Here is a 13,029-nt window from a genome sequence, read left to right on the forward strand (position 1 = left end):
GGGGAACTGCGCGATCAACCACAAGACGGCCCGCGGCCGAAGTACAACGGTGGTCCTTCGGCTCTCGCAGCGGAGCGTCTAGTCGCCGTTACCCGGCGTCGGCGTCGTCTTCTGGATCTGCAGCAGGAACTCGGCGTTCGACTTGGTCTGCTTCATCTTGTCGAGGAGCAGCTCGATCGCCTGCTGCTGGTCGAGCGCGTGCAGCACCCGGCGCAGCTTCCATACGATCGCCAGCTCTTCGTTGCCGAGCAGGATCTCTTCCTTACGGGTGCCGGACGCGTCGACGTCCACCGCCGGGAAGATGCGCTTGTCGGCGAGCTTGCGGTCGAGCTTGAGCTCCGCGTTGCCGGTGCCCTTGAACTCCTCGAAGATCACCTCGTCCATGCGGGACCCGGTGTCCACCAGGGCGGTGGCGAGGATGGTCAGCGAGCCGCCGTCCTCGATGTTGCGGGCCGCACCGAAGAAGCGCTTCGGGGGGTACAGCGCGGTCGAGTCGACACCACCGGACAGGATGCGGCCGGAGGCCGGGGCGGCCAGGTTGTACGCACGGCCCAGACGCGTGATCGAGTCGAGCAGCACGACCACGTCGTGGCCCAGCTCCACCAGACGCTTGGCGCGCTCGATGGCGAGCTCGGCGACCGTGGTGTGGTCCTCGGCCGGGCGGTCGAAGGTCGAGGAGATGACCTCGCCCTTCACCGACCGCTGCATGTCGGTGACCTCTTCCGGACGCTCGTCGACGAGGACGACCATCAGGTGGCACTCGGGGTTGTTGTGCGTGATCGCGTTGGCGATCGCCTGCATGATCATGGTCTTGCCGGTCTTCGGCGGAGCCACGATCAGACCGCGCTGGCCCTTACCGATCGGCGCGACGAGGTCGATGATGCGGGTGGTGAGGACACCGGGGTCCGTCTCCAGGCGGAGGCGGTCCTGCGGGTACAGCGGCGTCAGCTTGTTGAACTCCGGGCGGCCGCGGCCGTGTTCGGGCGCCATGCCGTTGACGGAGTCGAGACGCACCAGCGCGTTGAACTTCTCGCGCCGCTCGCCTTCCTTGGGCTGACGGACCGCACCGGTGATGTGGTCACCCTTGCGCAGGCCGTTCTTACGGACCTGGGCGAGGGAGACGTACACGTCGTTCGGACCCGGCAGGTAGCCCGACGTACGGATGAAGGCGTAGTTGTCGAGGATGTCCAGGATGCCCGCGACCGGGATCAGGACGTCGTCCTCGTTGATCTGCGGCTCCTGCACGTCGTCGCGGCCACGACGGCCCCGGCGGTCCCGGTAACGCCCGCGACGGCCACGGCGGCCGCCCTCGAAGTCATCGTCGTCCTGCGGGCCGTTGTCGCGCTGACGGTCCTGACGGCCGCCGCCCTGCTGCTGGCCCTGCTGGCGGTCCTGACGGCCGCCGCCCTGCTGGTCGTCGCCCTTGCGACGGTCACCGCGGTCACCGCGGTCGCCACGGTCACGGTCGCGGTCGCGGCCGCGCTCACGGCGGTCACGACGACGGCCCTCGGCGCCCTCACCGGCGTCACCCTTGGCGTCGCCCTGCTGGGCCTGCGACTGCGCGGGCGTCTCGGCCTTCGGCTCGCTCTTGGCCTCGGCGGCGACCGTCTCGGGGGCGCCCGCCTCGGCGGTGGCGCGGCGACGGCGGCGCTCGGCCGGCGCGTCCTCTCCCCCGCGCTCGAATTCGCTCGCGCGGGAGGGGCCCCCAGCCGGCTGGCCGGGAATCTCGATCTGCTGCTGGGCCACGGCCTTCTCGGCGGGGGCCTCAGCCGCCTTCTCCGCCTTCTTCTCGGCGTCTTCGCCGGTACGAGCCTTGGAGGTGGCGCGGCGCTTGGGCTTGGTCTCGGTGGCGGCCTCCGCCTTGGGAGCCGCGGCACCTCCCCCGGCCTGCGCCTCCTTGATGACCTCGATCAGCTGGCTCTTGCGCATGCGCGCGGTGCCCCTGATGCCGAGGCCGGATGCGACCTGCTGCAGCTCTGCCAGCACCATGCCCTCAAGGCCGGTACCGCGGCGCCGCCGGGAGCCTGCACCGGTGGCAGGCGCGGAGGCGTCCGTGGCGGGCGCGGCAGCGGTCTCCTCGACACGTGCGCCCATCAGATCGGTGGTGTCGCTCACGAAGGGTCCTTCCCTGGAGCGGACGTCGGCCTGTCTGGCTCGGCGACCGGTTGTGCTGTCCGACTTCGGTCCCTGGTGTGTGGACCGTGCCGGGGCGGTGGTCCGCCAAAGCGGCGGAAGAAATATCTGGTGATGGCGCTTCCCAGAACCGTGGCACTGAGTGTCTGTGTCATTCGGCTCGGTCGCGCCGGTTCCGGAGCGTGCCCGGCGAGTCGCTCAGTGCTCGTGTACGACGTACTGCCCGCGTACGTCGTACGGAACACAGTGCGGCTTGGGAGGCTCCCGGAAGAATGTCTGTCCCGGACGGGGACACGAAGCACCTCGCCATGGTGGGGTCGGGTGCAGACTTGAGGTTAACACTACCGGATCCAACAAACATTCCCCCTCTCGAAATCCGGCAACCGTGTGTCAGGTCGCAAGCGGCAGCACGCTCGCACCCTGGGCGTCGAGGTCGAGCCGGTTCGCGGCCCACCCCTCGCCTGCCAGATGGGCGACCTTGTCGGCGCTGTCCTCGTCGGCCAGTGCCAGCACAGTGGGTCCCGCACCGGAGATGACCGCCGGGACGCCGTCGGCCCGCAGCCGCTCCACCAGTGCCGCGCTCTCGGGCATGGCGGGCGCGCGGTACTCCTGATGGAGACGGTCCTCGGTGGCGGGCAGCAGCAGTTCGGGGCGCCTGGTCAGGGCCTCGACCAGCAGGGCGGCGCGGCCCGCGTTGGTGGCGGCGTCAACGTGCGGCACGCTGCGCGGGAGCAGACCGCGCGCGGTCTCGGTGAGGACCGGCTTTCCGGGCACGAAAACCACCGGAACGATGGAATCGGCTGGATCCATCCTGATCGCCCGCGCGGCACCCGCCTCCATCCAGGAGAGGGTGAATCCGCCGAGCAGACAGGCCGCGACGTTGTCGGGGTGGCCCTCGATCTCGGTGGCGAGTTCGAGCAGGGCGGTGTCGTCGAGCCTGGCCTCGCCGCCTATGGTCACGGCTCGTGCGGCGACGATGCCGGCGCAGATGGCGGCCGACGAGGAGCCGAGTCCCCGGCCGTGCGGGATGCGGTTGGCGCAGACGATCTCCAGTCCGCGCGGCTGGCCGCCCAGCAGGTCGAAGGCGGTGCGCAGGGAGCGTACGAGAAGGTGCTTCTCGTCACGCGGCAGCGTCTCGCTGCCCTCACCCGCGATGTCGATGTGCAGCCCTGAGTCGGCCACCCGGACGACGACGTCGTCGTAGAGCCCCAGCGACAGGCCGAGGGCGTCGAAGCCCGGGCCGAGGTTGGCGCTGGTGGCGGGGACGCGCACCCGGACGGCGGCGGCGCGGAACGCTGGACCGGCCATCGCTCGATGACTCTCCTTGAGCTGCGGTGATTGTCGAAGACATTCGATGACGTACGACGGACCCTGGAGCCGCGTCCGGCCGTGAAGCCGGTGGCGTGCCCCTGCCGCTCGCGGGCCGCGCAGACGACGCGGCCACGTGCCCCATGCGGAGGCATATGCGGCGGGCGGGTTCGGTACAGCCTATCGAAGGAAGGTTCTGTGGCGACATAGGGCGCACAGGAGGCGCACGATGCGTGTCGTAAGCCCCCTGTGCACCCCCCGTCTGCAAGCTCCCCAGGTGGGCGCCCTCTTACTCGCGTACGCGAGCCCTCTGCGACGGGGTGTGGCGCCCTACGCCAGGGTGTGGGCCCGCTTACGCCAGCCCGAGCCGCTCGGCGGCCGTGGCCGCGTCGACCGGCACGGTGACGGGCTGCGGGGCGCCGGCGACGGCCCAGTCGGGGTCCTTGAGGCCGTTGCCGGTGACGGTGCACACGATGCGCTGCCCCGGGTCGACCTTGCCCTGCTCGGCGGCCTTCAGCAGACCGGCGACCGACGCGGCGGAGGCGGGCTCGACGAAGACGCCCTCCTGCGCGGCCAACAGCCGGTAGGCGCGCAGGATTTCACGGTCCGTCACCTCGTCGATGAACCCGCCGGACTCGTCGCGCGCGGCGAGCGCGTACTGCCAGGACGCCGGGTTGCCGATACGGATGGCGGTGGCGATGGTCGACGGGTCCTTGACGACCTCGCCGCGCACGATGGGCGCCGAGCCGGAGGCCTGGAAGCCCCACATGCGCGGGGTGTGCGTCGAGACGGCGTCGGCGGCGTACTCCTTGTACCCCTTCCAGTACGCGGTGATGTTGCCCGCGTTGCCCACCGGAAGGACGTGGATGTCGGGGGCGTCGCCGAGCATGTCCACGATCTCGAAGGCGGCCGTCTTCTGCCCCTCGATGCGCACCGGGTTGACCGAATTGACCAGCGCCACGGGGTAGTTGTCGCTCAGGTCACGGGCGAGCGTGAGGCAGTCGTCGAAGTTGCCGTCGACCTGGAGGATCTTCGCGCCGTGCACGAGGGCCTGGCCCATCTTGCCGAGCGCGATCTTGCCCTGCGGGACGAGAACGGCCGAAACCATGCCCGCGCGCACGCCGTAGGCGGCGGCCGAGGCGGAGGTGTTCCCGGTGGAGGCGCAGATGACGGCCTTCGCCCCCTCCTCCTTGGCCTTGCTGATGGCCATGGTCATACCGCGGTCCTTGAAGGACCCGGTCGGGTTCGCACCCTCCACCTTGAGGTGGACCTCGCAGCCCGTGCGCTCGGAGAGCACCTGCGCGGGCACGAGGGGCGTGCCGCCCTCGCGGAGCGTCACGACCGGCGTGGTGTCGGAGACGGGCAGCCGGTCCCGGTACTCCTCGATGATTCCGCGCCATTGGTGGGTCATTGCTGGTTACTCTCCTTCAACCCGCATGATGCTGGCGACACCCCGCACGGTGTCGAGCTTGCGCAGCGCCTCGACGGTCCCGACGAGGGCCGCGTCGGACGCACGGTGGGTGACGACGACGAGGGAGGCCTCGCCGTCCTTGCCCTGCTGGCGAACCGTATCGATGGACACACCGTGCTCGGCGAACACGGTCGCCACCTGGGCGAGAACACCCGGTTTGTCCGCCACGTCGAGGCTGATGTGATAGCGCGTGACGACGTCGCCCATCGGTGAGACGGGCAGGGCGGCATAGGCCGACTCGCCGGGCCCCGTTGCCCCGCTGAGCCGGTTGCGGCAGACGGCGACGAGGTCGCCGAGCACGGCCGAGGCGGTCGGGGAACCACCCGCGCCGGGGCCGTAGAACATGAGCTGCCCGGAGGCGTCGGACTCCACGAACACGGCGTTGTAGGCGCCGCGCACGGAGGCGAGCGGGTGGGTCAGCGGGATCATCGCGGGGTGCACGCGCGCGGTGACGGACCCGCCGTCCGCGGCACGCTCGCAGATGGCGAGCAGCTTGATGGTGCAGCCCATCTCCTTGGCGGAGGCGAAGTCGGCCGCGGTCACCTCGGTCATGCCCTCGCGGTAGACGTCGTCGAGACGCACGCGCGTGTGGAAGGCGATACCGGCGAGGATGGCGGCCTTGGCGGCGGCGTCGAACCCTTCGACGTCGGCGGTGGGGTCGGCTTCCGCGTACCCCAGGGCGGTGGCCTCGTCGAGGGCCTCCTGATACCCCGCCCCCGTGGAGTCCATCTTGTCGAGGATGAAGTTGGTAGTCCCATTGACGATGCCCAGCACCCGGTTGACCTTGTCGCCGGCGAGGGACTCGCGCAGCGGGCGGATCAGCGGGATGGCACCGGCGACGGCGGCCTCGTAGTAGAGGTCCTTGTCGTTCGCCTCGGCCGCGGCGTGCAGGGCGGCCCCGTCCTGGGCGAGCAGCGCCTTGTTGGCGGACACGACGGAGGCGCCGTGCTCGAAGGCGGCGGTGATGAGGGAACGGGCGGGCTCGATCCCCCCGATGACCTCGACCACGACATCAATGTCGCCGCGTTTGACGAGGGCGGTGGCATCGGTGGTGATGAGCGCGGGGTCGATGCCCTCACGAACCCTGGAGGGCCGCCGTACGGCCACCCCCGCGAGCTCCACGGGGGCGCCGATCCGGGCGGCGAGGTCGTCGGCGTGCGTCGTCATGATGCGCGCCACCTCTGAGCCGACAACCCCACAGCCCAGCAGCGCCACCTTCAGCGGACGCGTACGCATCATCCGACCTCGTTTCCTCATACCGTCTACGGTTGCACCAGTCTCACTCACCGGACGGGAGTTTCTGCCCTTCGTCCGGATCGTGAGACATCGATTTCATTTGTACGGGGGTGGATGACAGGAGATCTTCCACCCCGGGTTCCGGGTTCTTCTCCGGACTACCCGACATCGAGACGCAGGAGGTCCTCCTCCGTCTCACGCCGGACGATCACCCGGGACTCGCCGTCGTTGACGGCGACCACCGGCGGCCGGAGCACATGGTTGTAGTTGCTGGCCATGGACCTGCAGTAGGCGCCCGTGGCCGGTACGGCGATCAGGTCACCCGGTGCCAGGTCGGAGGGCAGGAACGCGTCCTTGACCACGATGTCCCCGCTCTCGCAGTGCTTGCCGACGACACGGGCCAGCATGGGCTCGGCGTCGCTGGTCCGGGACACGAGGGCGACGCTGTACTCGGCGTCGTACAGGGCCGTACGGATGTTGTCGGACATGCCCCCGTCCACGGAGACGTACGTCCGCAGACCGTCGAGCGGCTTGATGGTGCCGACCTCGTAGAGCGTGAAGGCGGTGGGCCCGACGATGGCACGCCCCGGCTCGACGGAGATCCGCGGCGTGCGCAGGCGGGCGGCCTCGCACTCACGGGTGACGATCTCGGTGAGCGCCTTGGCGATCTCGTGGGGTTCACGGGGATCGTCGTCGCTGGTGTACGCGATCCCGAGCCCGCCCCCGAGGTCGATCTCGGGAAGCTCGACGCCGTGCTCGTCACGGATGTCCTTGAGCAGCCCGACGACACGATGGGCGGCGACCTCGAAGCCGGACATGTCGAAGATCTGCGACCCGATGTGGCTGTGGATCCCGATGAGCTCAAGCCCGTCGAGCTGAAGCGCCCGCCGCACGGCCTCGGCGGCCTGCCCGCCGGCGAGGGGGATGCCGAACTTCTGGTCCTCGTGGGCGGTGGCGATGAACTCGTGGGTGTGTGCCTCCACGCCCACGGTGATACGGATCTGCACCCGCTGCCGCTTGCCGAGCTCCTGCGCGATGTGCGCGACCCGCACGATCTCCTGGAAGGAGTCGAGGACGATACGTCCGACACCGGCGCCGATGGCCCGGCGGATCTCCTCCGCGGACTTGTTGTTGCCGTGGAAGGCGATGCGGTCGGCGGGCATACCGGCGGAGAGGGCGGTGGCGAGCTCGCCACCGGAGCAGACGTCGAGATTGAGTCCTTCCTCATGCAGCCACCGCACGACGGCACGCGAGAGGAACGCCTTGCCGGCGTAGAACACATCGGCCTCGGAGCCGAACGCCCCGCGCCAGGCCCGCGCCCGGGCGCGGAAGTCGGCCTCGTCGAGGAAGTAGGCCGGGGTGCCGTGCTGCTCGGCGAGGGTCTTCACATCGATACCGCCGACGGTGACGACGCCGTCGGCGTCACGGCCGACGGTCTGGGCCCACACCTTGGGGTCGAGGTCGTTGAGGTCGGCGGGCGGGGCGGAGTAGTGGCCCTCGGGAAGGACGTCGGCGTGACGGGGCCCGGCGGGGTGTGCGGAACGGCTCATTTCTCTTTGGGCTCTCTCAGAGGTGGTCGGGTGCGTCGATACCGAGCAGGGACAGGCCACCGGCCAGCACCGCCCCGGCGGCTTCGGCAAGAGCGAGCCGGGCACGATGGGCGGCCGAGGGTTTCTCCGCACCGCGCGGGAGGACAGCGGGCAGCAGCGGCAGCACGGCATCGGCGACGCTGACGAGATGCCGGGCAAGCCGATCGGGGCTGCGCTGCGCTGCGGCTTGGGCCAGGACTCGGGGGTGGTCGGCGAGCAGGGCGGTGACGTGGTGCCCTACGTCCCTGAGCTCGACGCCTTCGTGTCGTGCGGGGCCGGGCTGGGCGACGTGAGGCCGTCCGGCACCGGGCTCGGCGACGTCATGTCGTCCGGGGCTGGGCTGGGCGACGCCGTGTCGTCCGGCGCCGGGTTCGACGCCGTCGTTTCGTGCGTCCCCGGGTTCGACGGCTTCGTTTCGTACGTCACCGGGTTCGGCGGTGAATCCCAGGTCGGCGGCGTTACGGCTGAGGGCCCGGGTGCGGGCGTGGGCGTAACGGACGCGGAAGAGAGGGTTGCTCTCGCGCTGGACGAGGTGCTCGTCGGTGATGCGGGGCCGGTCGTGGGCGGCGGGGTGAAGGAGGGCCCAGCGGGCGGCGTCGCGGCCGAGGGGGAGAGGGTCGACGGGAGCGGGTACCGGGCGGACGGAGTAATGGAGCGGGGCGGGCAACTTCCGCCGGGGCTGGCCCGCCCGGTCGGACTGGTTACGCCGCTTGGGTCGGTCGTCGACACGTACGCCCAGGATGTCGACCCACTCCGGCGCGATCTCGCCCTCGCAGCGGGTGGAGACGGCGGCGCCCTGGGACCGCAGGATCCGGGCGAGGGCGTCCATGACGACGACGGCCCGCACCTCCCGCGGACAGGCCAGCGGCAGGAAGTCCGCGGAGGGGCCCCGCGCGTGCCCGTAACGGGTGCCGCGCCGCAGGATCTCCTCGACGAGGGCGGCCGTGGCGATGGCGGTGGCGGTGCCGCCGAGGCTGATGTTCAGGAAGCCGGGTCCCGTGACGACGACGTCGGTGACGCCGTCGGTGCCGAGCAGGTGGGCCTGGAGGACCCCGGCGACGTACTGCGGCGGCCGGCCGGCCGGGCGGGCCAGCTGGAGGGCGATGTTGGTGGCGTAGTCGCCACAGCCACCGGGCCCGGGAGGGGTGACGTCGGCCCGCTCCGGCACCTGGACATGCAGTTCTCCCTCGTCGACAGCACGACGCACCGCCCACAGGACGGTACGGGAGAGCTCGACGGGGGTCACGAGGACAAGCGTATGGGAGGAGGGGGGTGGGTATGCGAATGGGTTTGGCAGGGGTCCGCGATATGGACGCTGGATGCGGACCCCGGGGGCCGTCGCGGCGGGCGGGCGCGGCGCCACTGCCGACTGCGTGACGGGGGCTGCGGTGCCGGGTGGGGTGCCGGGTGGGGCGTCTCTGGCAAGGGCGTCTGGCAGGGGTACCTGATCAGGAGTACCCGTTCCGGGGGACCTGTTCAGGGGGACCTGTTCAGGAGTACCTGTTACGGGCGTCTGCCAGGGGTGCCTGTCGGGGATGTCGCCCGAGTGCGAACCGGCGGTGTCGGTTCGCGGGTGCCGGTCGGGGGAGGCGTCGCCTCACCGGGAACTCACGGCTACTGTCAGCCGCCGGTGCGCCCGGCGGCCTCCTCGGCTCCGAAGACACTGCCGAGGACGGCATCGCCCTCGCCGTGACCGTCGCCCACACGGTCGAGCTCGCTGCTCAGTTCGCCGCCGCTCAGTCCCCCGGCCGGTTCCGCACCCTGTCCCCCACCACCCCGGCCCGTGCTCCGCGCCCGCTCGATCAACCGCCGTACGAGACTGACGAGTTCGGCGGGCTCGAAGGGCTTGGCGAGGAAGGCGTCGACGCCGACATCGAGGCCGCTGTCGACCTCGTACTGGGTACAGGCGCTGATGATGGCGAGGGGAAGATCGCGGGTACGAGGATCGGAGCGCAGCCGGGCGGCGGTCCGCAGCCCGTCGAGTCGCGGCATGACCACGTCCAGCGTGACCACATCGGGCCGCACCTGATGAACGACATCGAGACACTCGGCACCATCGGCCGCGGTCACGACCTCAAGCCCCTCAAGCTCAAGATTGACCCTGATCAGCTGCCGGATGACCTTGTTGTCGTCCACAACAAGCACCCGGCCCGACGCGCCTGGCACAACTTGAGAGTAGGTCGGGACCGGCCACCGCGTCCGGGTTTTCCCCACTTCCACCCCCCTGCGGGCGAGCCACCCCAGGTAGCACCCGGTGCCACCACCAGGAAACCCGTTCATGAACACCTGCCTGAAGCTGGTAGGGTTCTACCCGTCGCCGCCAAGCAAGGCGCCCGACACGCCCCCGTAGCTCAGGGGATAGAGCAACGGCCTCCGGAGCCGTGTGCGCAGGTTCGAATCCTGCCGGGGGCACTTCGCTTCAACCAGCCAGATCATGCGGTTGACCAGCGCAGATGCCATGCATGAAGAGCGGGAGCCAGTCTCACTGGGTCCCGCTCTTTGTCGTTGGTTCGCGCTGATCGCGATAGACCTGCGATAGAGCCTCGCCGCCGCGCTTGGAGCGCCTCTACAGTCGCATCGTGGAAGAGAACCGGCTCGCCAGCATCCTGCACTCCGTAGCCAAGAAGATGCACGCGGACTTCGAGCAGTCGAAGGAGTTCCAGCATCGAGGGGAAGCCGGATCGAACCGCGAGCTTCTCGTTCAAGAGCTCCTGGCTAGCCGGGTACCGGGCCATACCGAAGTGGTCCGTAGCGCCGAGATCATCTCGGCATCAGGCGAGACATCCCCGCAGTGCGACATCGTGGTCATCGACCGCAGCACTCCCCCGCTCACGGACCTCCAGGGTTACCGGATTCTCCCGAATGAGTGTGTGTACGGAGTCATCGAGGTCAAGACCACTCTCAACCGCCAACAGCTCCTAGACGCATGCCAGAAGATTCAACGGGTCAAGGCACTCACCAAGACGGCTTACTACCCGACGCCTGGGCACGAGCCGACTCGCACGGCCTACGGCAGGACGTACCCCTACGTGCCCACGGTCGGAATGATCTTCGCATTCGACAGCATCGATCTCACTACGCTCGGCAATCACTTCCTTGAATGGTGCGCCGGGGTCGAGCCGCATGAACGGCCAGACAGCATCTGGGTCCTTGGCAAGGGCTTCTTGGCTTGGACTGACCCTGCAACGGGGTTCATTAACCCAACCCCAGAGCCAGGGTCCAGCCTTCTGGCTATGGACCCTTGGCACGATGAGGACGTGCTATTGCCCCTGACGTTGCACGTCAACCAGCACTTTGCCACCGCCTGGATGCCCCCCTTCCGTCTCTACGACTATGCACGGGAGCATCCACTCGGAGTAACTCGTTGTAGGTGGGATGAGCAGCCTTCGCCACCTGAACCGTGACCAGGCAGGATCACCAGGCGGCGTCAGTAAGCATTGACATAGGCCCTGAGCTACGCGCCTCCAGGCCAGTCGAGTTCCTTTTCGATCTTCTTGTTCATGGCCTCCTCCTGGCCGTAGATGCACCCCTCGTAGACGCGGTGGATCACCTCGGGCGAGTTGCCGACCCGACGCGCGACCTCGGCCACAGGCACGCCGGCGTTCAGCCAGGTGGTGATGCAGGTGTGCCGTAGGTCGTACGGTCGCCCTCCGAGGATGGACGCCTGAAGGTCCGGTGAGAGCGCGTACTCCCGAGCGTCCCGCCACACTCGCCAATAGGTGCTGCTCCCCACGAGACCGCCCCGCTCGTTCGTGAAGAGCCGCCCGTCCTTGGCCGTGCCGAACTCCTTCAGATGAGCGCGGAGCATGGCCACGAGCGGCGGGGGGATCGGGACCGGCCGGTCTTCGTTGGCCTCCCTCGACTTCAGACCGCGTTTGTCGTGGCGCTCTCCGCTGTCTGTCCATTGCTTGCCCGACACGGGGTGCGTGTCGTGGAGCGTCAGAACGCCCCACCCCTTCTCCGGGAGGAAGCAATCAGCCTTCCTCAGGCCCACAGCCTCACTCGGGCGGAGCCCTGCGAAGTACATGACCGCGTAGAAGCCCACCAGGCGTCGGCCCTTCTTGCGGTCCCATGTCCCAACGTACGAGACCGAGGCGAGGAGTTGAGCAGCCTGCGTCTTGTTCACGAGAACACGGGGGTCCACACGGTCCGATGAGGAACTCTTCACCTTCTTGATGGCGGTGAGCGGGTTCTCCGTCAGAAGCTTGCGCTCGATGGCGTATTCAACCGCCGTATTGAGCGCGCGCCGACGACGACGGGAGGTCTCCCCCGCCGCGGGAGTGCCGTCCAGTTTGAAGGAGATCCGATACTGAACATCGCGGAGAATCTTCGGGTCTTCCAGCGAGGAGACGAGAAGCGACTTCTTCGAGATCCACCCGTAGGCGTCTTCAAGTTCCTCCGGCGGGTCAAGTTCGGCGTTCTTGGGAATGACCGCCCACCGGAAGGCGAGGCGCAGCTCTTCCGGTGACGGCATCTTCTGTTCTTGCTCCACTAGGGCCAGCGTCACCGCGGCGAGCCCGTCGGCGATGCCCTCACGGGTCTTGGCCGCAGCGGTCGGCCAGCGCATAGCCATGTACTCGCGACAGAACGCGAACCAGGGAAGTTCCTCACGGGCTTGCTCCGCAGTGGCCACGGCCCGTACCTCGGATTCAGGCAGTCCGTCTGTGATGCGGAATGCCTCGCCACGGCGCATTGCCTGCCACAGTTCAGATCTACGGCTCTCCGCGAGAGCCACCGTGGCAAAGGTGGCGCTACTAACCTTTCCTCCGACTTTCCAACGGAGTTGGTGGGGACGGGTCTTGCTCTGCGCCTTGGTCACCTTCCATAGGCGCACATCGAGCGAAAACCCGTCCGGGGCCGGGCGGTTGTTCTGCTCGGCCCCGTTGTCGGTGTCTTTCGTCACGCGCTCTCCTCCAGCGTCTGGAGCCACCGACTCAGTTCCGACCGGCGGATTCGCACCGCGCCGTTCGGGAGCTTGATGGACTTGGGGCCCTTCTTGTACTGCCGCCAGCGGTAGAACGTCGCTCGCGGTACACCTATCTCTTCGATCACTTCGGGGATGGTCAACATCTCGTCCCGGACGCGAGCCATGACACTCCTCGGGCAAGGCGGGGGGGATCTGGGGTGGGTTGGGGTCACAATGCTGTGGGTCGCGGCCCATCGCGGCCCAAGCCTGTGACCTGCGGATTTGTGTCGCCCGTGTGCAGTCCATCGCGGCCCACCGCCGGTTATGGGGGGGGGGCCGGGAGGTGATAGGTTATGGGGGGGGGGGCCCGGCAGGGCGGGGGGGGT

General features: G+C 68.9%; 10 protein-coding genes and 1 tRNA gene. 2 read left to right on the forward strand and 9 right to left on the reverse strand.

The window, feature by feature from the left end; all coding sequences use genetic code 11:
* Positions 1–78 precede the first annotated feature (78 nt).
* The 7 genes from rho to ACFWYS_RS43175 form a co-directional block, all read right to left on the reverse strand.
* Entirely contained in the window at positions 79–2,115 is a 2,037-nt protein-coding gene (gene rho, locus ACFWYS_RS43145; RefSeq protein ID WP_384781881.1) for a transcription termination factor Rho, read from the reverse strand.
* Positions 2,116–2,523: 408 nt separating this feature from the next.
* Positions 2,524–3,441: a homoserine kinase gene (gene thrB / locus ACFWYS_RS43150; RefSeq protein WP_384781883.1), complete on the reverse strand. Its 918-nt coding sequence runs from the start codon at positions 3,439–3,441 to the stop codon at positions 2,524–2,526.
* Between the two features lie 352 nt (positions 3,442–3,793).
* Entirely contained in the window at positions 3,794–4,852 is a 1,059-nt protein-coding gene (gene thrC, locus ACFWYS_RS43155) for a threonine synthase (protein ID WP_384781885.1), read from the reverse strand.
* Positions 4,853–4,858: 6 nt separating this feature from the next.
* Entirely contained in the window at positions 4,859–6,148 is a 1,290-nt protein-coding gene (locus ACFWYS_RS43160; protein WP_384781901.1) for a homoserine dehydrogenase, read from the reverse strand.
* A gap of 158 nt (positions 6,149–6,306) precedes the next feature.
* On the reverse strand, positions 6,307–7,698 hold the full coding sequence (lysA, locus tag ACFWYS_RS43165; protein WP_384781887.1) for a diaminopimelate decarboxylase: 1,392 nt from the start codon (positions 7,696–7,698) through the stop codon (positions 6,307–6,309).
* A 16-nt stretch (positions 7,699–7,714) separates the two neighbouring features.
* Positions 7,715–8,983, reverse strand: coding sequence for an ArgS-related anticodon-binding protein NrtL (nrtL, locus tag ACFWYS_RS43170; RefSeq protein ID WP_384781889.1), 1,269 nt, complete (start codon positions 8,981–8,983; stop codon positions 7,715–7,717).
* A 374-nt stretch (positions 8,984–9,357) separates the two neighbouring features.
* Complete coding sequence (locus ACFWYS_RS43175) at positions 9,358–9,882, reverse strand: response regulator (RefSeq protein ID WP_384781903.1); 525 nt, start codon at positions 9,880–9,882, stop codon at positions 9,358–9,360.
* A gap of 195 nt (positions 9,883–10,077) precedes the next feature.
* Between ACFWYS_RS43175 and ACFWYS_RS43180 the strand changes: the two genes are divergently transcribed.
* Together ACFWYS_RS43180 and ACFWYS_RS43185 are read left to right on the forward strand one after the other, a co-directional pair.
* Positions 10,078–10,149 (forward strand) — tRNA-Arg (locus ACFWYS_RS43180).
* Between the two features lie 167 nt (positions 10,150–10,316).
* A complete protein-coding gene (locus ACFWYS_RS43185; RefSeq protein ID WP_384781891.1) occupies positions 10,317–11,141 on the forward strand; it encodes a DUF6602 domain-containing protein in 825 nt (274 codons plus the stop codon).
* Between the two features lie 50 nt (positions 11,142–11,191).
* Here ACFWYS_RS43185 and ACFWYS_RS43190 read toward each other — a convergent pair whose 3' ends face one another.
* Positions 11,192–12,640: a tyrosine-type recombinase/integrase gene (locus ACFWYS_RS43190; RefSeq protein WP_384781893.1), complete on the reverse strand. Its 1,449-nt coding sequence runs from the start codon at positions 12,638–12,640 to the stop codon at positions 11,192–11,194.
* Positions 12,637–12,828, reverse strand: a complete 192-nt coding sequence (locus tag ACFWYS_RS43195) for a helix-turn-helix transcriptional regulator (protein WP_384781895.1) — start codon at positions 12,826–12,828, stop codon at positions 12,637–12,639. Before ACFWYS_RS43195 ends, ACFWYS_RS43190 begins: the two co-directional genes overlap by 4 nt.
* Positions 12,829–13,029 lie beyond the last annotated feature (201 nt).

The organism is Streptomyces sp. NPDC059010 (assembly GCF_042740355.1).
GTDB lineage: Bacteria > Actinomycetota > Actinomycetes > Streptomycetales > Streptomycetaceae > Streptomyces.

Excerpts from the sequence above, each read along its gene's own strand:
- thrB (WP_384781883.1), bottom strand. The coding sequence starts at position 3,441 with ATGGCCGGTCCAGCGTTCCGCGCCGCCGCCGTCCGGGTGCGCGTCCCC.
- thrC (WP_384781885.1), bottom strand. The coding sequence starts at position 4,852 with ATGACCCACCAATGGCGCGGAATCATCGAGGAGTACCGGGACCGGCTG.
- ACFWYS_RS43160 (WP_384781901.1), bottom strand. The coding sequence starts at position 6,148 with ATGCGTACGCGTCCGCTGAAGGTGGCGCTGCTGGGCTGTGGGGTTGTC.
- lysA (WP_384781887.1), bottom strand. The coding sequence starts at position 7,698 with ATGAGCCGTTCCGCACACCCCGCCGGGCCCCGTCACGCCGACGTCCTT.
- ACFWYS_RS43195 (WP_384781895.1), bottom strand. The coding sequence starts at position 12,828 with ATGGCTCGCGTCCGGGACGAGATGTTGACCATCCCCGAAGTGATCGAA.